The 16397-nt window shown below is 57.7% G+C and carries 15 protein-coding genes; 5 read left to right on the top strand and 10 right to left on the bottom strand.

Going from position 1 to position 16397, the window contains the following annotated elements:
• Nucleotides 1–3 precede the first annotated feature (3 nt).
• Together ACR0CZ_RS18470 and ACR0CZ_RS18465 are read right to left on the bottom strand one after the other, a co-directional pair.
• Complete coding sequence (locus ACR0CZ_RS18470) at nucleotides 4–756, bottom strand: nuclear transport factor 2 family protein (protein WP_170398377.1); 753 nt, start codon at nucleotides 754–756, stop codon at nucleotides 4–6.
• Between the two features lie 216 nt (nucleotides 757–972).
• A complete protein-coding gene (locus tag ACR0CZ_RS18465) occupies nucleotides 973–2130 on the bottom strand; it encodes an acyl-CoA dehydrogenase family protein (RefSeq protein WP_170398374.1) in 1158 nt (385 codons plus the stop codon).
• A gap of 219 nt (nucleotides 2131–2349) precedes the next feature.
• Here ACR0CZ_RS18465 and ACR0CZ_RS18460 point away from each other — a divergent pair, with 219 nt between their 5' ends.
• The 3 genes from ACR0CZ_RS18460 to ACR0CZ_RS18450 all read left to right on the top strand — a co-directional run bounded on the left by ACR0CZ_RS18460 (nucleotide 2350) and on the right by ACR0CZ_RS18450 (nucleotide 7202).
• Nucleotides 2350–2991: a pyridoxamine 5'-phosphate oxidase family protein gene (locus ACR0CZ_RS18460; protein WP_170398371.1), complete on the top strand. Its 642-nt coding sequence runs from the start codon at nucleotides 2350–2352 to the stop codon at nucleotides 2989–2991.
• A 114-nt stretch (nucleotides 2992–3105) separates the two neighbouring features.
• A complete protein-coding gene (locus tag ACR0CZ_RS18455; RefSeq protein WP_255612153.1) occupies nucleotides 3106–4032 on the top strand; it encodes an NAD(P)-dependent oxidoreductase in 927 nt (308 codons plus the stop codon).
• Between the two features lie 104 nt (nucleotides 4033–4136).
• Entirely contained in the window at nucleotides 4137–7202 is a 3066-nt protein-coding gene (locus ACR0CZ_RS18450; RefSeq protein WP_170398365.1) for an aminotransferase class III-fold pyridoxal phosphate-dependent enzyme, read from the top strand.
• 46 nt (nucleotides 7203–7248) lie between these two features.
• Here the strand turns inward: ACR0CZ_RS18450 and ACR0CZ_RS18445 are convergent, their stop codons facing one another.
• Nucleotides 7249–7725: a hypothetical protein gene (locus ACR0CZ_RS18445; RefSeq protein WP_170398361.1), complete on the bottom strand. Its 477-nt coding sequence runs from the start codon at nucleotides 7723–7725 to the stop codon at nucleotides 7249–7251.
• Nucleotides 7722–7889, bottom strand: coding sequence for a hemin uptake protein HemP (hemP, locus tag ACR0CZ_RS18440; RefSeq protein WP_170398358.1), 168 nt, complete (start codon nucleotides 7887–7889; stop codon nucleotides 7722–7724). Before hemP ends, ACR0CZ_RS18445 begins: the two co-directional genes overlap by 4 nt.
• Nucleotides 7890–8114: 225 nt before the next feature.
• Here hemP and gph point away from each other — a divergent pair, with 225 nt between their 5' ends.
• Nucleotides 8115–8777 carry a phosphoglycolate phosphatase gene (gene gph / locus ACR0CZ_RS18435; RefSeq protein ID WP_170398355.1) on the top strand — a complete coding sequence of 221 codons (663 nt, stop codon included), beginning with the start codon at nucleotides 8115–8117 and terminating at the stop codon, nucleotides 8775–8777.
• Nucleotides 8778–8990: 213 nt separating this feature from the next.
• Here gph and ACR0CZ_RS18430 read toward each other — a convergent pair whose 3' ends face one another.
• The 3 genes from ACR0CZ_RS18430 to ACR0CZ_RS18420 all read right to left on the bottom strand — a co-directional run bounded on the left by ACR0CZ_RS18430 (nucleotide 8991) and on the right by ACR0CZ_RS18420 (nucleotide 12892).
• On the bottom strand, nucleotides 8991–10163 hold the full coding sequence (locus ACR0CZ_RS18430) for an acetate/propionate family kinase (protein ID WP_170398336.1): 1173 nt from the start codon (nucleotides 10161–10163) through the stop codon (nucleotides 8991–8993).
• The gene (locus ACR0CZ_RS18425) at nucleotides 10163–11548 is read right to left on the bottom strand and encodes a bifunctional enoyl-CoA hydratase/phosphate acetyltransferase (RefSeq protein ID WP_170398333.1); all 1386 of its coding nucleotides are present in this window, start codon (nucleotides 11546–11548) and stop codon (nucleotides 10163–10165) included. The genes ACR0CZ_RS18430 and ACR0CZ_RS18425 overlap by 1 nt, the downstream gene beginning before the upstream one ends.
• A 75-nt stretch (nucleotides 11549–11623) precedes the next feature.
• Complete coding sequence (locus tag ACR0CZ_RS18420) at nucleotides 11624–12892, bottom strand: cytochrome c peroxidase (RefSeq protein ID WP_170398330.1); 1269 nt, start codon at nucleotides 12890–12892, stop codon at nucleotides 11624–11626.
• A gap of 15 nt (nucleotides 12893–12907) precedes the next feature.
• Between ACR0CZ_RS18420 and ACR0CZ_RS18415 the strand changes: the two genes are divergently transcribed.
• On the top strand, nucleotides 12908–13378 hold the full coding sequence (locus ACR0CZ_RS18415; protein ID WP_170398327.1) for a tetratricopeptide repeat protein: 471 nt from the start codon (nucleotides 12908–12910) through the stop codon (nucleotides 13376–13378).
• A 30-nt stretch (nucleotides 13379–13408) separates the two neighbouring features.
• Here the strand turns inward: ACR0CZ_RS18415 and ACR0CZ_RS18410 are convergent, their stop codons facing one another.
• The 3 genes from ACR0CZ_RS18410 to ACR0CZ_RS18400 are packed head-to-tail and all read right to left on the bottom strand — an operon-like array spanning nucleotide 13409 to nucleotide 16373.
• Entirely contained in the window at nucleotides 13409–14470 is a 1062-nt protein-coding gene (locus ACR0CZ_RS18410) for a TRAP transporter substrate-binding protein (protein WP_170398324.1), read from the bottom strand.
• A gap of 25 nt (nucleotides 14471–14495) precedes the next feature.
• On the bottom strand, nucleotides 14496–15785 hold the full coding sequence (locus ACR0CZ_RS18405; protein WP_480537231.1) for a TRAP transporter large permease: 1290 nt from the start codon (nucleotides 15783–15785) through the stop codon (nucleotides 14496–14498).
• Nucleotides 15786–16373: a TRAP transporter small permease gene (locus tag ACR0CZ_RS18400; RefSeq protein WP_170398319.1), complete on the bottom strand. Its 588-nt coding sequence runs from the start codon at nucleotides 16371–16373 to the stop codon at nucleotides 15786–15788.
• Nucleotides 16374–16397: the final 24 nt, after the last annotated feature.

Here is a 16397-nt window from a genome sequence, read left to right as displayed (position 1 = left end):
ACCTCAGAACTTACCGTTGTCATTTTTCCATTCGCTGCGTGGTGCAATGGACTCAACCGTATCCCAGTGTTCAACGATCATTCCATCTGCAACGCGGAACAGATCATAGAATGCGCTGTGTTTGCCCTGATACGCTCCTTCGCATACGGTCAGTACAAAATCCCCTTCCGCCAATACCCGATGCAGATGCTGATAGTTTAGGGCGTTCCTATCGGCCAATGCGGTCCTCAAGGCAGTCAAATCATCAGAGAACTGCGGACTGTGTTCTACGTAAGCGGAAGTGTTGATACAGGCCTCTATCTGGTCGAGGTTCCCGGCAATCAACGCGGTTTCGACGAAGGCGCGAACAAAGGCCCGGTTCTCCTCGGTTTTCTCGACATCCCGAACTTCGGTCGGACCATCCACCATACTGTGATCCGAGCCGTTTGGCCCCATCCGTTTCTGGATATTGTCCCAGTGCTCTACCGCTTGCCCGTCTTCGAACCGGAACACTTCGAAGCCGATATTCCGCCGTGAGAAATCATATTCCGTATGCGCGAAGACAAAATCGCCGTCTTCAAAGGCGCGTACGATATTCACGTGCGGTGAGGTCTGGGAAAGCCGTTTGAATAGGGATGCAAGCCCTTCGCTGCCTTCATGGGTTTGCGGATTGTGCTGGATGTATCGTGCTTCATTTACCACTGAAACCGGACCCGGATCGCCCGTTTCGATGCTTTTGAGCAGGGCAGATATGCGATCTTTGTTGGACTTCTCCATACCGGGTTCCCTTCAGGTCTGACTACTCCGTGATCACAATGGCAGGCGAAGTGTCAGGCATCAACGCCAGCAACAGCCAAACCCTGCGCGGCCTTCGGCCTTGCGTCCTGCGGACGGCAGGGGGCCAGGCAAGCGCGGGCTGCGCCCGCGCTTGCCTGGCCCAACGGGAGGAGACGTTCCGCTAGGAATGTCGAAGACGGGCGGGAGTGTTTTGGTTCAGACGTCCAGCGAACGGGCGATGAGTTCTTTCATGACTTCATTCGTCCCGCCATAGATCATCTGGACCCGCGCATCCGCATAGAGCCGCGCGATCGGGTACTCCATCATGAACCCATAACCGCCGAACAGTTGCAGGCATTCGTGCATCACTTCGTTCTGCACCTCAGAGCCCCAGTATTTCACCATCGAGGCCGTCGCAGCATCCAATTCACCGGCCTCCAGTTTTCCAATGCAGTCATTGACGAAACTGCGCAGTACCTCGGCCTTGGTTTTACACTCGGCCAACTTGAAACGTGTGTTCTGGAAGTCCATCACCCGTTGTCCGAACGCCTTGCGCTCCTGCACGTAGTCCACCGTCTGCGATATGGCGAAATCGATCGCGCCCAGCGCCATGATCCCGATGGTCAGCCGCTCCCACGGCAACTGCTTCATCAGTTGATAGAACCCCTGCCCCTCTTCCGGGCCCAGCAGGTTGGTCATTGGCACCTTAACGTCTTCAAAGAACAGCTCAGCCGTATCGTTGCCCTTCATTCCCAGTTTCTTGAGGTTCCGCCCCCTCCGGAATCCGTCAGCCCCGTCGGTTTCGACCACAATCAGAGAGACACCCTTCGCCCCTAACGACTTGTCAGTTTTGGCAGCCACAATAACCAGATCAGCCGATTGCCCGTTGGTGATAAATATCTTGGACCCGTTGAGCCGATAAGAATTGCCATCCTTCTCAGCGGTCGTCTTCACCGCTTGCACATCCGATCCCGTGCCCGGCTCGGTCATGGCCAGCGCGCCGATCATCTCACCCGAGGCCAGTTTCGGCAGCCACTTCTGTTTCTGATCCTCACTGCCATAAGCGGTGATGTAGTGGGTCACGATAGACTGGATGCCATATCCCCATCCTGCGTCCCCGCGCGCAGTCTGCTCATACAAAGTAACGGAATCGAAACCCATCCCGCCGCCGACGCCACCATATTCCTCAGCAATCGAACCGGCCATCAGACCCGTCTCTCCCGCCTGCAGCCAAAAAGTACGATCAACCGCCCCGTTCTCGGCCCATTTCTCGGTATTGGGTACCAAGGCATCATCCATGAACCGGCCCGCCATTTCAGCAAACATTCGGTGTTCGTCAGTAACCCAGGCGGCGGTGCTGGTAAAAAGCGACATCAAATAGCTCTCCAGATCAGGTGTTTGCCCAAAACTAGCCGGGTGTGTGATTCCTTCCAATCCATGTGACGTGGCGTCCAGGACAGATACTACGCAACGTCCTTGGCACCATTGCCGAATTTGGGGCCAAACGTTCACATCTGTGTTCCCACGCCTGACAGAGCAGGCCATCATCGACCATATTGCGCATACGCCCCGGACGACGCAGGAGACAGCATAATGCCCCGCGCCTTTTCTGAACTGACCTTCACACCTGCCGTTCGCGCCCATCAAGAGCGGATGGGATCCGCAGCGACCTACGCGAAATTCCTGAGCCTAGGACCAAAACAGGGCTACCAAATCGGACCGACCGAAGAGGCGTTCATTCGCGCCCGCGACGGGTTCTATCAGGCCACCGTCTCAGAAACCGGCTGGCCTTATGTGCAGTTTCGCGGTGGGCCGATAGGGTTTCTGAAAGTGCTGGACCCGCACACCATCGGCTATGCGGACCTGTCTGGTAACAAACAATATATCTCGCGCGGCAACCTGGATGGGAATGACCGCGTGGCGCTGATATCAATGGACTACGCGAACCAGCGCCGTCTCAAGATTCTTGGGCGGATGACATTCAAGGAAGGTGCCGCGGCAGCAACTGATCTTTACATCAAAGGCTCCGAGACCGAGGCAGAACGTGCCGCGATCATCAAAGTTGAAGCGCTTGACTGGAATTGCCCCCGCCACATCACGCCGCGCTTTACCGAGGCCGAGCTTCGGCCACATCTGAATGATCTGGGTCAGCAACTGGCTGTTCTGCAATCAGAAAACCAGCGTTTACAGAGGGAATTGGCTGAGCTCAAAGCTGCGGCCGTTTTTCGAAGATGAAATCCGCGCCGGTTCAGATGTGAAACGAATGGCGCGCGATCGCTATGGATCTGAGCGGCAAATTGTGACGCAGGGTTGCCCTTTGGTCCAAGCTTTGCTTTGTCCTTTCTAAACATCACGACCTGCCGTCCGCTTGAGGCAGGAGCGGATAACAGAGAGGATCATCACATGGCAAAAGTTGCGTTCCTTGGCCTAGGCGTCATGGGCTACCCGATGGCCGGGCATCTCCAGGCTGCCGGCCACGAAGTCACCGTCTACAACCGCACCGCATCCAAGGCCGAGGCTTGGGTCGCCCAGCATGGCGGCGCGATGGCCCTGACACCGCGGCAAGCCGCAGAAGGGGCAGAGTTCGTGATGGCCTGCGTTGGCAATGACGACGATCTGCGTATGGTTTGCACAGGTGAAGATGGCGCCTTTCACGGAATGGCCAAGGGTGCGGTATTTGTTGATCACACCACCGTCTCGGCCAAGGTCACGCGTGAGTTGTACGAGGCTGGCATGACACAGGGGGTTGCTTTTGTGGACGCCCCGATCTCGGGCGGTCAGGCGGGAGCCGAAAATGGTGTGCTATCGATCATGTGCGGCGGTGACATGGACGCTTATCGTGCTGCTGAGCCGGTGATGCAGGTCTATTCCAAAATCTGCCGCCGCATTGGGGACAGCGGCGCGGGTCAAATGACCAAAATGTGCAACCAGATCGCGATTGCAGGGCTGGTGCAGGGCCTGAGCGAAGCATTACATTTTGCCGAAAAGGCTGGGCTGGATGGTCGGGCTGTGGTCGAGGTGATTAGCCAAGGCGCGGCAGGCAGCTGGCAGATGGCGAACCGGTATGAGACCATGCTGGATGACCATTTTGAGCATGGCTTTGCAGTCGACTGGATGCGCAAGGATCTGGGAATCTGTCTAGATACCGCCAATGAGACCGGGGCTTCACTACCAGTGACGGCGCTGGTCGACCAGTTCTACAAAGACGTGCAGAAACTTGGCGGGGGCCGGTGGGATACGTCCTCGTTGTTCAAACGGTTGCGAGCACTGGACTGAGCAAAGGGGGGGCTGTCTGCCCCATCGCGCCAGGGCGCGACTCCGCCCGAAGATATTTTTGGCCAGATGAAGAGGATCACCGTGGCAGTTGCAAGAGATAGCACATGAGCGACTTGAACACTTTCTGGGCTGGTCGCCTGCGTGAACACTGGGGGCTGGACGCCCGTCTGACGCGTCTGGATGGGGAGTACGACCTCAACTTTCTGGTCGAAGCCACCAACGGGCAGGATTATGTGCTCAAGGTGATGCACGCGGGGTGCGATGCGGCATTGGTCGATCTACAGATCAAGGCGCTGGGACATCTCAGCGCAGCAGCGCCCGGATTGCCCTTTCCTGCCGTTTATCCCGATTTGAACGGGATGATGTTGCCTGAGATTGCCGACGCGCATGGGCAACCGCGACAGGTCTGGCTGCAGGAACGACTGCCGGGGGCAAGCTATGCAAGCAGCGCGCCCAAGACCGAAGACCTAATACTAAAACTGGGCCGTGTTCTGGGCGCAACCGACCGGGCGCTGGAGGGGTTCACCCACGAGGGCTTGCATCGCGCCGATTTCAAATGGGATTTGACGCGGGCGAGTTGGATCGTCGACCAACTAGAGGCCATCTCTGATCCGGCAAGACGCGCGCGCGTTCAACAAATCGCTGAGGATTTTGAGGCGATCTCTGATCAACTGGGTGCATTGCCAAAGCAGGCGATTCACAATGATGCCAATGATTACAATATCCTTGTTGAAGGCAATCTGTGCGAACGACGCAGCATCTCGGGTCTGATCGATCTTGGCGACATGTGCGCGGCGCCGCGCGTTTGCGATCTGGCTATTGCCGGGGCCTATGTCGTTCTGGACCACCCTAAACCCGAGCGCGCATTGGCTGCGCTGGTACGCGGTTATCACGCCGCCAATCGGTTACGCCCGGATGAGATCGACCTGATCTGGCCTTTGTTGCAAGCACGGTTGGCGGTGTCCGTGGTGAATTCGACGCTGATGGCGATTGAGAACCCGGATGATCCGTATGTCACGATCAGCCAGGCCCCAGCGTGGCGATTGATTGAAAATGAGGCAATCAATGGCGCACTCATGCCCGCCCGATTGCGCGCCGCGTGTGGCTTGCCCGTTGTGGATGGGGCCGAGCGCATCCATGCCTATCTGTCCAACCATCGTGGACATTTCGCGCAGATGTTCGGGCAGGATCTGAGCGACACGCCAATGGGCTCACTGTCGGTGGAAAACTCAACCTGGCCTCAAAACCCGTTCCACATGCCGTTGGACGAGGCGGCGCGGGTTGGTGAGGAGTTTGGGGATGGTCCCTGGCTAGGGTATTACAGCGAGCCACGCCTGATCTATGCTGAGCCGGGGTTTCGCAAGGGACCGTGGAAAGCGTCGGATCGGCGCACAGTGCATCTGGCCGTGGATGTGTTTGCACCGGCCGGAACAGTGCTGCATGCACCTCTCAGCGGTCGGGTCGAAGCGGTTGAAAACAGGGACGCGCATCTCGACTATGGCGGGGTTGTGATCCTGCACCACGAAACGCCCGAAGGGGATGCATTCTACACGCTTTATGGCCATCTGGACCCTGAGGTGAGTGAGCGTTTGAAACCAGGTGACCCGGTGGCTCAGGGTGCAGCTTTTGCTCGTCTGGGCGATGCCAGTCAGAATGGCGGATGGGCCCCGCATGTGCATTTCCAACTGGCGCTGACGACCGACGGTATGCAGGCCGACTGGCCGGGCGTAGCGGATCCTGATGAGCTCGAGCTTTGGCACGCGGTCTGCCCCAACCCCGCAGCACTGTTGAACTCGCCTGATGAAAAGGTTTTCTATCGACCAACCGACAAGCAGGCGATCCTACAGGACAGGCGCGAACACTTCGGCGGCAATCTCAGCCTGACATACGACGACCCGGTCATGCTGGTGCGTGGCTGGAGGCATCACCTGTTCGATGAATGGGGGCGACCCTATCTGGATGCCTACAACAACGTTCCGCATGTAGGCCATGCGCATCCGCGTATTCAGGCGGTTGCAGCGGATCAGCTGAAGCGCATGAATTCGAACACACGCTATCTGCACCCGGCGCAAACCGCTTTTGCCGACAAGGTATTGTCGAAACTGCCGGATCACCTTGAAGTCTGTTTCTTCGTCAACTCAGGGACAGAGGCCAACGAATTGGCTCTGCGTCTGGCGCGCGCGCACACCGGGGCAAAAGGGATCGTGACGCCCGATCACGGCTATCACGGCAACACAAACGCTGCGGTGGCGATCTCGGCCTACAAATTCAACAAACCTGGCGGTATTGGGCAGGCAGATTGGGTGGAACTGATTGAGGTCGCGGATGACTATCGCGGCTCGTTCCGGCGTGATGACCCCGAGCGCGCACGGAAGTTTGCTGACCTGATTGATCCGGCGATTTCGGCATTACAGGCAAAAGGGCAAGGCCTAGCTGGGTTCATCGCTGAAACATTCCCCTCGGTCGGGGGACAGATCATTCCACCAAAAGGCTATCTGTCTGCGGTCTATGAAAAAATCCGCGCCGCCGGAGGGGTCTGCATTGCCGATGAAGTCCAGACCGGCCTCGGGCGCCTGGGCGACTATTACTTCGGCTTTGAACATCAGGGCGCGCTGCCTGATATAGTGGTAATGGGGAAGCCCATCGGCAACGGCCACCCGCTGGGTGTGCTGGTCACTACCAAAGAGATCGCCGAAAGCTTCGACAACGGGATCGAGTTTTTCTCGACCTTCGGCGGCTCAACCTTGTCCTGCAGAATCGGGAAAGAGGTGTTGGACATCGTCGACGATGAAGGCCTTCAAGAGAACGCCCGTGTGATGGGGGCTCGTCTGATGGACGGCCTCCGAAAGATCGAAGCGGACTTTGCCTGCGTTGGCGATGTACGCGGCATGGGTCTGTTTTTAGGGGTGGAACTGGTCAATCCTGACGGTTCGGAAAGCGGTGAGGTTTGCAGCTACGTCAAGAATCGGATGCGCGATCATCGCATTCTGATCGGTAGCGAGGGACCCAAGGACAATATCCTGAAAATCCGGCCACCGCTAACCATCGAAGCAGAGGACGTCGACATGATTCTTTGGGCGATGCGGGAGGTTCTTGGCGAAGTGGGTGACTACAGCCCTGCCCCCATGTGCGATCACGATCATCATCATGCGGGCTGCGGCTGCTGCTAAGAAACACAAAACCCCAGCGAAATTGCTGGGGTTTTGTCGCCGTCGATCAGTGGAGCACTGAATGTGGGGGGTGGTGCCCGGTCGTCGGCAAAGGGATCGAAACGGTCATCCGGCGTAACGCCAAGCCCAGTTCCTCGGACAACGAGGCCAGTGCCGGGGCGAAATCGGGCCGTACGATCAGCGAGGCCATCATCATTGCATCTTCACGCGCCCCTTCAGAGGCGGCACCGATCATCTGGGCAAAACAATTCTCATCAGCGCCCAGACATGCACATCCCAGCCCATGACGCACCAGCGGACGGCGACCGTGATGTGCACAAAGTGAACACAGCCGGTCCAGCGTCAGCATCGTGGCGCGTCCCTGATCTGCACCCAGCGCGATGTCAAAATCGCTTGCGGCATTTGCCCGGCCTTCGACCCCATCACCCCAAAGCCGCAGATACATGACGGCTCCGGCCTCAATGGGGTTCAGGTCAGCCAGACGGCCAACAGCCGCCCCGCCACGCGAAGAAGGTCCGCTCATTTTGTCAGGATCAGTTTGCCTGCGCGGGTGATGCGCAGCGTATAAAGCTGATCGCCCAGCTCGATATGGGCCAAATTGCCGCCATTGGTGAGGTCTTCCGCCTTGTGGGCCGGAAGCATCGAAACAGCATAGCTAAGGGTCGAGGTAGGGGTTTGCGCGTTCATTGGGGCATCTCCAGAGCATCTGTGGCACTTGGCCTTGTCTGTCTTCGTTTCGCTTGATCTGGCTGACCCTGTTTTGGGCTGGCTATCTGTTCGTGTGATTAATCTGATAAAAATAGTAAGGTTTGTCAAGCTGCTGTTTTTTCAATCGCTCCCACGGGTCTCTATTGCGCCGTCGCACAGCACGACCTAGGCATTGGACATCAACAAACAAAGGCGGATTCGCAGATGGCAGCAGTTGTCGTATTTGACTTGGATGGCACCCTGATAGACAGCCTTGCCGACCTTGCAGCTGCGGTAAACCGAATGCTGCACGATCAGGGGCACCCCTCCTTGCCTCAGGATACGATCCGGGGATTCGTCGGGAACGGATTACCCAAGCTGGTCGAGCGGGCGATGACGCATTGCGGGCTGGAGCCAACGCTTCACAAGGACCTGACACAGCTTACTCTGAAGCACTACAATGCAGGCGCCTGCGATCAGACCGTAGTTTATCCCGGCGTGATCCAGGCGCTGGATGAGCTTCGCGATATGGGCTGTGCGCTTGGGGTCTGCACCAACAAACCCGAAGCCCCTGCCCGGCATGTGCTGGGCGAACTTGGCCTGCTACCCTATTTCAACACGGTCTTTGGTGGAGACACGCTGGATATACGCAAACCCGATCCAGAGCACTTGCACGCCTGTTTCAAGACCCTTCAAGCCGCAGGCCCACAGATCTTCGTTGGCGACAGTGAGGTTGATGCCGAAACTGCGCAACGGGCTCAGGTTCCGTTTTTGCTGTTTGAACAGGGATATCGAAAGTCGCCGGTTTCGGACATGCCGTACACGCTCAGCTATGATAACAGTACCGCACTGCCTGCACTTGTTCGGAAAATCCTGACGCAGGCATAGACCCCAAAAAAGGTCGAGGGGCCGGCCAAGGGGGTAAGAAGCCAGCCCCTCATCGGGGGAAATTAGTGAAAGTGGATTGGGCGCACTGGCCCGGTAGTTAATGAAAAGTTAACGCACCTGCGCGGATCGCGAAATTGGGGGATTCCCGTAGTGCTGCGATTTTTTTCCCGATCCCCCAAATTATTTTGCGCGCAGAAGCCTAAAAACTGGGATTTATGCGGCTTTCTCAGCCGCGGCACGCGCGATCACCAGTTCCTCGTTCGTCGGAATGACCATCAGTTTCACACGTGACAGGTCGGTCGAGATGACGCGCAGATTGTCCGCGTTTGCATCGTGGTCCAGTTCAAGACCCAACCACCCCATGTCAGTGCAGATACGGTCGCGGATATAGGTCGAGTTCTCACCGATCCCGCCGGTAAACACGACTGCGTCCAAACCTCCCAACACGGCGGCCAAAGCGCCCAGCTCGCGGCGTATCCGGAACGTGTAGTAGTTGATGGCATTGCGTGCACCCGGCGTATTCGACGCCTCAAGCGTACGCATATCATTGGTCATTCCGGAAAGGCCAAGCAACCCGGATTTACGATACAGAAGGTCCGAGATCTCATCCGCATTCATGCCTTGCTGATCCATCAGATACAGCACAACGCCCGGATCCAGCTGGCCACAACGCGTTCCCATCGGCAAACCATCCATGGCCGAGAACCCCATGCTTGAACCGACCGAGCGACCTCCGATCATGGCGCACATCGAGGCACCGTTGCCAAGATGCGCCACAACCACCCGTCCGCCATGTATCAGCGGCGCAGTCTTGGCCAGATGGTCCGAGATGTAATCATAGCTCAGACCGTGGAAGCCATAGCGGCGAACGCCCATATCGTAATACTCGGTCGGCAATGCGAAGGTGTCATTGACCCAAGGGTGGTGGCGGTGAAAAGCGGTATCGAAACAGGCAACCTGCTTGGCATTGGGGAACCTGTCCATCGCAGTACGTGCGCCCTGCAGATTGTAAGGTTGGTGCAAGGGCGCAAAAGGCTCGAGTTTTTCCAGCATCTGCAAGCTTTCGGGGGTCAGCAGAATGGGCCTGTCATTATCCGGGCCGCCATGCACGATGCGGTGTCCAACCGCGGTCACGCCCGCCGACGGAAACTGCCGTTCCAGCAAATCCAAAATATAGTCCAAGGCGCTGGCCTGATCGCACAGCGCTTCAGAAGCGGTATCGGCAAGCACGCGGCCATCCGTGGTCTCTGCTTTGATGCGCGCCGCGCGGCTGCCGATGCGTTCCACCTCTCCCGAACAGACCAGGATCGGATCTGCTTCGCCTGCGGAGAACAACCCAAACTTCAGCGAGGACGAGCCTGAATTCAGTGTGATGATATGGTCCATCAGATCTTACCCGACATCCGCGCCGCATGCAGGGCCGCGACGGCACAGGAAACGAGCCGCGCCTTTTCGCCATCTGCGCGACTGGTCAGAATAATCGGTACGCGCGCGCCCAGCACCACCCCGGCAGCCTCGGCGTGCGCGATATACGTCAGTTGCTTGGCTAGCATGTTGCCTGCGTCCAGATTGGGTACGACAAGAATGTCTGCCCGTCCGGCCACCTCGGACACGATCCCTTTGGTGCGCGCCGCGGCCAGGCTGACCGCGTTGTCCATGGCAAGCGGCCCATCGACCAAGCCACCCCTGATCTGTCCCCGCTCGGCCATCTTCGACAGCAATGCGGCATCAATCGACGACCGGATTGCTGGATTCACCGTCTCGACCGCCGACAGAACACCCACTTTCGGAGCGCCAATTCCGATTGAGATTGCCAGATCGATCGCGTTCTGCGTGATGTCGATCTTGGTTTCCAGATCCGGCTCGATATTGATGGCCGCATCGGTCACCAGCAAGGGATGCGGCTGGCCGGGTATATCCATGACGAAGACATGCGTAAATCGGCGCCCCGCGCGAAGTCCACGATCCCGCCGCAACGCCGCCCGTAGCAGTTCGTCCGTATGAAGATGCCCCTTCATCAATGCTTCGGCATGTCCTTCGACAACCAGATCAACCGCTTTGTTGGCGGCGTCCAGATGGTCCTTAACGGGAACGATCTCAACGTCACCCAAGGGCAACTCAATCTCACGCGCTGCTGCAGCAATCTTGTCGGGGTCACCTATCAGGACCGGCTTGATGATGGTTTCACGCGCCGCCAATAAGGCCCCCCCCAGCGAGTTGGGCTCTTCTGGGGCGACAACTGCCGTGGGGATCGGAGGCAGCGGGCGCGAGCGATCGAGCAGTGCATCAAAATGCCGGTGCCGCTCGACGACCAGACCAGGCACTTCAATCTCATTGAATGACAGTTCTTTCTCCGGAGCGATCACGACCGCGATGCCGGACACGATCAGCGCCTCATCACTAGGGCGCATCACCTGAGTTTCCAGAACTACCTCGCGGTTATCGCGTTTTTCGATCACCGTAACTCTGGCCAGCAGTTCTTCGCCCGCATATGCCCGGGCGCTAAAATCCAAGCTTTGCGACTTATACAGCGTACCCGCGCCCGGCAGGATATTCCCCAAAACGGCCGAGATCAGAGCCCCAAGAAACATCTCGGGCGCGATCGCCTCGTTTACGTTATCACCGTCCCCATCTTCGTCGGCCAGGTTCAAAGGGTTATGGTTGCCGGAATTCGATGCGAAAACATAAAAATCATCCTCTGTGCAGAACCGAGTCAGCTCGGCGGTGTCACCGATCTGAAGCTGATCAAAGGGCTTGTTGTGATACTGCATTGAAACTCTCGGCGGCTGTTTTGCACCGATCATTATGAGATTTCAGGTAAATTTCCAATGACGTTCGATGGGTTTCTAGGGCTCAAAGCCATCTGGCACACCGAACAGTGGCTCATCCAGTGTGGTCCCGGTCAATGCACCCATGAACGCCACCAGATCTGCGACCTGGGCATCGGTCAGTTCCAGCGGTTCGATGTCAATTTTCTGGCGATGACGCTCCATCTCGAACCGGTCCTGCCAGACGATGAAATCAACATTCTCAAGCCACGGCACGTTGGGCAGCCCGGCCAAATCAGGGGTCCAGGCAGCGAGGCTCTGAGATGGGTTCAAGTGGTGGCGAATAATGCCTTCCAGATCGGGAAAGGCACCGTTGTGACCATAGGGCGCCGTCTCTGTCACATTGCGCAGCATCGGTGTGCGGAAACGATAGGCGTCCTCAAGACGGTTGCTTTCACCCATATGACCCACGTCGCGGGCATAGGGGTCCCATTGGCGGGTCTTGCCCGGTCCAAATGGCGGCAGGCTCAGCGCGTGGAATTTTTGATCCGATAGCAACGGGCCGGAATGGCAGTTTGCGCAACCTGCCTCACCATAAAACAGGGTCATGCCGTCCTTTTGCCGAGGCGTCAGGGCGGTGTTATCTCCGGCCAGATATTGATCGAACGGGCTGTCCATGCTGCGCCATTCCAGCGCCATGAATGCCGCCAGCGCGTTGGCTACTTGGGTGATCGTGATGTCCTCGGTCGTGTCGATGTCATCGAATGCCTTGACCATGGCAGGCCCATAGCGCGGATCAGTGCGCACGCGTTTGGCGAGGATCGGCCAGCCCTTGTCGATGCGGTCATGCACCGCGCCGGTGACTTGATTTTCGGCCACATTTCCGGCCATCTCGAATTGCGAGGTCAGCGGGAAAAGTGCCTGCGCGGCCAGCAGCGAATTCAAGCCGTCCGGCAACCACTCCTGCGCGGGTGAGTTGAAACCGTTACCGTAGACGTCAGAGATACTCAGACGGCCATCATGGAAAACCGTGTGAAGTTCCTTTGCACCAAGGTTCCAAAGCCCCGGCGAATTGCGGGGAATTCGCTTGCGGATTTTGTCCGTTCCGATGCCCGGCGTCCGGTCTGGCCCCAAGCCCATCCCGCCTTCTCCGATGCCAAGCGACAAGCCGTCCGAGGTGCCGAAATCCGGGTGATGGCAATGGGCGCAGCTTATGTTCCGGTTTCCCGATAAAATGGGATCGTAAAACAGTTGATGACCGATAGCGGCCTGTTCCATATCAAAGGGGATGAAATCGTCATCCGTCAGCGGGCGCGGCAGATCCTGAGCTGCCGCAGCCCCTGCCAAAAGGAAAGCAACCCCATGCGCCAGTTTGTATTTGCCCTGTGCCTTCTCGCCACACCAGCGCTGGCTGAACTGGAACAAGCACGCGATCTGATGGAGGCCGGAGAGTTTGAAGCCGCGCGTGAGGAATTGCTGCCAGCAGCGCGGTCCGGCAATGCCGAAGCCGAGGAATTGATCGGTGTGATGTACGGGTTGGGACTTGGAGTCGATCAGGACTATGAACGCGCGTTTGAATGGTACTTGCGCGCCTCGATGAAAGGTCATCCCGGGGCGCAATCCGGTATCGGTTGGTACTACGAGTTGGGTCTGGGCATGCCCGCGCCTGATCTGGTTCGAGCGTACATGTGGTACACGCTCAGCGCCATTGGCGGCGACCCCGATGCGGCGATCAGCCTTGAAGAAGTGGTCAAAAAAATGTCGCCGGAGCAGATCGAGAAGGCGCATGTTCTGGTCAACGACTACAAAGGGTGGATGTATCCGTTTCGGTGAGGGCCGGACCCCACGGCCCGGCCCAGCAATTCAGTTCAGATCCGCATCACGTGAGGCATTAACATCCGCCTCGGCTGCTGCCACAGCGTCAGTCAACGCTACAAAGATCTCATCACCACGTGCCACATTGGACTGGAACCATTCATAGACCGGGGTTGCGGCTTCTTTGAACGCAGCTTTCTGGTCGGGTGTCAGAACATAGAGGTCCCCGCCACCGGCAACGAAATCCTCATAAGCCTGAATCGACTTGCGCTTGGGTGAGGCAAAGGTCGCCTGCTGCAGCGCATAAAACCCGTCGACTACCACGCGGCGCATATCTTCTGGCATCTCCTGGAACTTGGCGTTGTTCATCCACCACAGCGCACCCATATAAGCGTGCCCGTCCAGCGTTACATATTGCAGGCCTGCATCCGGGAACTTCATGCCCATGATGTCCGTGATGCCGTTTTTCGAGCCCTCAACCACGCCGGTCTGGAAGCTGGTGAACAGTTCTGGCCACGGGATCGGGGTCGGTGATGCACCCAGTGCTTTGACCAGCTCCTGCGGCAGGTCGGCAACCACGGTGCGGATTTTCAGACCTTCCATGTCAGCCGGCTCGGCGACACGGCGTTGTGTATTGGCGAAGTTGCGCCAGCCACCTGTATTGCCGATTGTCATCAGACGGATCGCACCGCCGGAATCCTCCAGCGCCATGTCGCGCATCTGCCGGGTGAAATCACCAGATAGGACATGTTCGGCAATGCGGTCATCGGCCATCAGGTAAGGCAGGTCCAGAACCTGCACGTAAGGGAAGATGCCCGAGGCCCCTCCAGAGGTTGAGATGTAGATGTCGATCGTACCGTCTGCCACGCCCTGCAGACACTCAGCACCGTTCGAGCAGAGCTGCGTACCGATGAACAGCTCAACCTCAATGGCTCCGTTCGAGGCCGCCTCAACGTAGTTCTTGAAAACGACCAGACCGTCATAGTCTTCGTCGTTTTCATTCGAGTTTGCTGTGGCGCGTAGCGTGTAGTCGGCGGCTGCCGCGGCAATCGCAGACGCGGCCACTAGCGACGTGGCCACCGCTGCGGTTTTGATAAATCTTCTGAGCATGCGTTTCCTCCCTGTGATACTCAGTTCAGTTTGCAAATCCCGTTATCCTCGGGATCGTCATGGATAGTGCGGGGATGTATGTGATCAAGAAGATCACGATGATTTCGACCGCCAGAAACGGCAGGATTGCCTTGGCGATGGTTTCAACCCGTTCCCGAGACACGGCGGCGGCTACGAACAGCACCAGCCCCATGGGCGGGGTGGCCAGACCGACAGTCAGGTTGACGCTCATGATAATGGCAAAATGGATCGGGTCTACACCGAGGCTGGTGAAGATCGGACCGAGGATCGGGCCAAGGATGATAATAGCGGGGCCTGCATCCAGGAACATTCCGACGATGAACAGCAGCAGGTTGATCAGGAACAGCAGGATCAGCGGGTTTTCCGACAGGCTGAGGATTAGCGAGGCCAGCTGCTCCGGCGCATGGCTAAGACTAACGACCGTCTTGAACGCCATTGCCGCCCCGACCAACAACAGGACGACAGCTGAGGTCATACCTGCATTGCTGAGCACTTCGGGGACTTCTTTCCACGTCAATGTGCGCAGGACGAAGAAACCGATGATAAAGGCATACCCTACGGCGACAGCGGCCGCTTCGGTCGGGGTAAAGATGCCACCCAGTATTCCGCCCAGGATGATCACAGGGGTCATCAGTGGGAAGAACGCTTTTAGGCTGGCCTGACGGCGTTCTGGCCAAGTATATTTACGGCTGGCGACCGGGAAGTCGTATCGATCCGCCATAAGCTTGATCATGTGCATCAAACCGACACCGACCATGACCCCAGGCACGATGCCAGCGAGAAAGAGTGCAGCCACACTTTCACCCATGACATAGGCATAGATGATCATGATGCCCGAGGGCGGGATGATCGGCCCGATCACCGAACTGGCTGCCGTGATCGCGGCGGCAAATTTGCGGGTATAGCCTTGCTTCTCCATCGCCGGGATCAGCATTGACCCAAGCGCCGAAGTATCGGCGACAGCGGATCCTGAAAGGCCCGCGAACAGGATCGAGCTGAGGACGTTCACATGCGCAAGGCCGCCCCGCAGGTGGCCCATCAGGGCCTGGCTGAACTCGACGAGGCGGATGGTAATGCCGCCCCGGTTCATCAGTTCTCCGGCCAGCATGAAGAAAGGGATCGCCATCAGCGGGAAGCTATCCATACCGTTATAGACATTGCGATAGAGCAGCGTAATGTCGTTGGTCTGACCGCTAAGCCATAGCAGAATGCCGGGCGCTGCCAGCAGTGCGAAAAAGACCGGCAGGCCGATCAGCAGGAAAATCAGGAAGGTGGGCAGGAACCAAATCAGCATTTATTCAGCCCCCACCGCAGCTTCGGGAATTTCAGGCAAAAGATGTGCTCCGCCCAGCATGGTTACTATCGACCGCAAGATCAGTTCGATATTGACCGAGATCAGCAAGATGATCCCAACCAGCAGCGAGGCCATCATCCAACTGCGCGGAATACGGTACCATTCATCGAACCCGAAAGAGGTAGGCAGGTACAACGCCGCAGTGGCGAACCGGCCACCAAAGCCCGTAACCTCAGACCAGCCGATATTGACCGCAACAAGCAGCACGGCCAGCGAGATCAGCAGCAGGAACAAATTGAGCGATTGACCAAGCACGCGCGGCAGGAAGCGCGCAAGCATATCGATGGCGACGAACCCTCCGCGACGGAAAGCTGTGGGGGCCATCAGGCCCGTCATCCAGAGCATGCAGAACCGGGCAGCCTCATCCGGCCATGGCAGTGCGTTACCCAAGACATATCGGAAGAACACCTGAATCAGGATCGCGATAACCATAACTGCAATCGCAACAACACCGACCGCGCGGCCCAGACGCAGCACGGTTTCGTTCACGAATGCAATCGGCGTCAACGCCGATGCCAGTCCGCCCATGCGGATCCTCCCACTGTCAGCTGC

This window comes from Ruegeria sp. H9, from assembly GCF_056532915.1.
Note: the sequence above shows the minus strand (reverse complement) of the source record. Positions and strands in the feature narration are given on the sequence as shown.

Excerpts from the sequence above, each read along its gene's own strand:
- ACR0CZ_RS18430 (WP_170398336.1), bottom strand. The coding sequence starts at position 10,163 with ATGGACCATATCATCACACTGAATTCAGGCTCGTCCTCGCTGAAGTTT.
- hemP (WP_170398358.1), bottom strand. The coding sequence starts at position 7,889 with ATGAACGCGCAAACCCCTACCTCGACCCTTAGCTATGCTGTTTCGATG.
- ACR0CZ_RS18445 (WP_170398361.1), bottom strand. The coding sequence starts at position 7,725 with ATGAGCGGACCTTCTTCGCGTGGCGGGGCGGCTGTTGGCCGTCTGGCT.
- ACR0CZ_RS18470 (WP_170398377.1), bottom strand. The coding sequence starts at position 756 with ATGGAGAAGTCCAACAAAGATCGCATATCTGCCCTGCTCAAAAGCATC.
- gph (WP_170398355.1), top strand. The coding sequence starts at position 8,115 with ATGGCAGCAGTTGTCGTATTTGACTTGGATGGCACCCTGATAGACAGC.
- ACR0CZ_RS18415 (WP_170398327.1), top strand. The coding sequence starts at position 12,908 with ATGCGCCAGTTTGTATTTGCCCTGTGCCTTCTCGCCACACCAGCGCTG.
- ACR0CZ_RS18410 (WP_170398324.1), bottom strand. The coding sequence starts at position 14,470 with ATGCTCAGAAGATTTATCAAAACCGCAGCGGTGGCCACGTCGCTAGTG.
- ACR0CZ_RS18465 (WP_170398374.1), bottom strand. The coding sequence starts at position 2,130 with ATGTCGCTTTTTACCAGCACCGCCGCCTGGGTTACTGACGAACACCGA.
- ACR0CZ_RS18450 (WP_170398365.1), top strand. The coding sequence starts at position 4,137 with ATGAGCGACTTGAACACTTTCTGGGCTGGTCGCCTGCGTGAACACTGG.
- ACR0CZ_RS18400 (WP_170398319.1), bottom strand. The coding sequence starts at position 16,373 with ATGGGCGGACTGGCATCGGCGTTGACGCCGATTGCATTCGTGAACGAA.
- ACR0CZ_RS18405 (WP_480537231.1), bottom strand. The coding sequence starts at position 15,785 with ATGCTGATTTGGTTCCTGCCCACCTTCCTGATTTTCCTGCTGATCGGC.
- ACR0CZ_RS18425 (WP_170398333.1), bottom strand. The coding sequence starts at position 11,548 with ATGCAGTATCACAACAAGCCCTTTGATCAGCTTCAGATCGGTGACACC.
- ACR0CZ_RS18460 (WP_170398371.1), top strand. The coding sequence starts at position 2,350 with ATGCCCCGCGCCTTTTCTGAACTGACCTTCACACCTGCCGTTCGCGCC.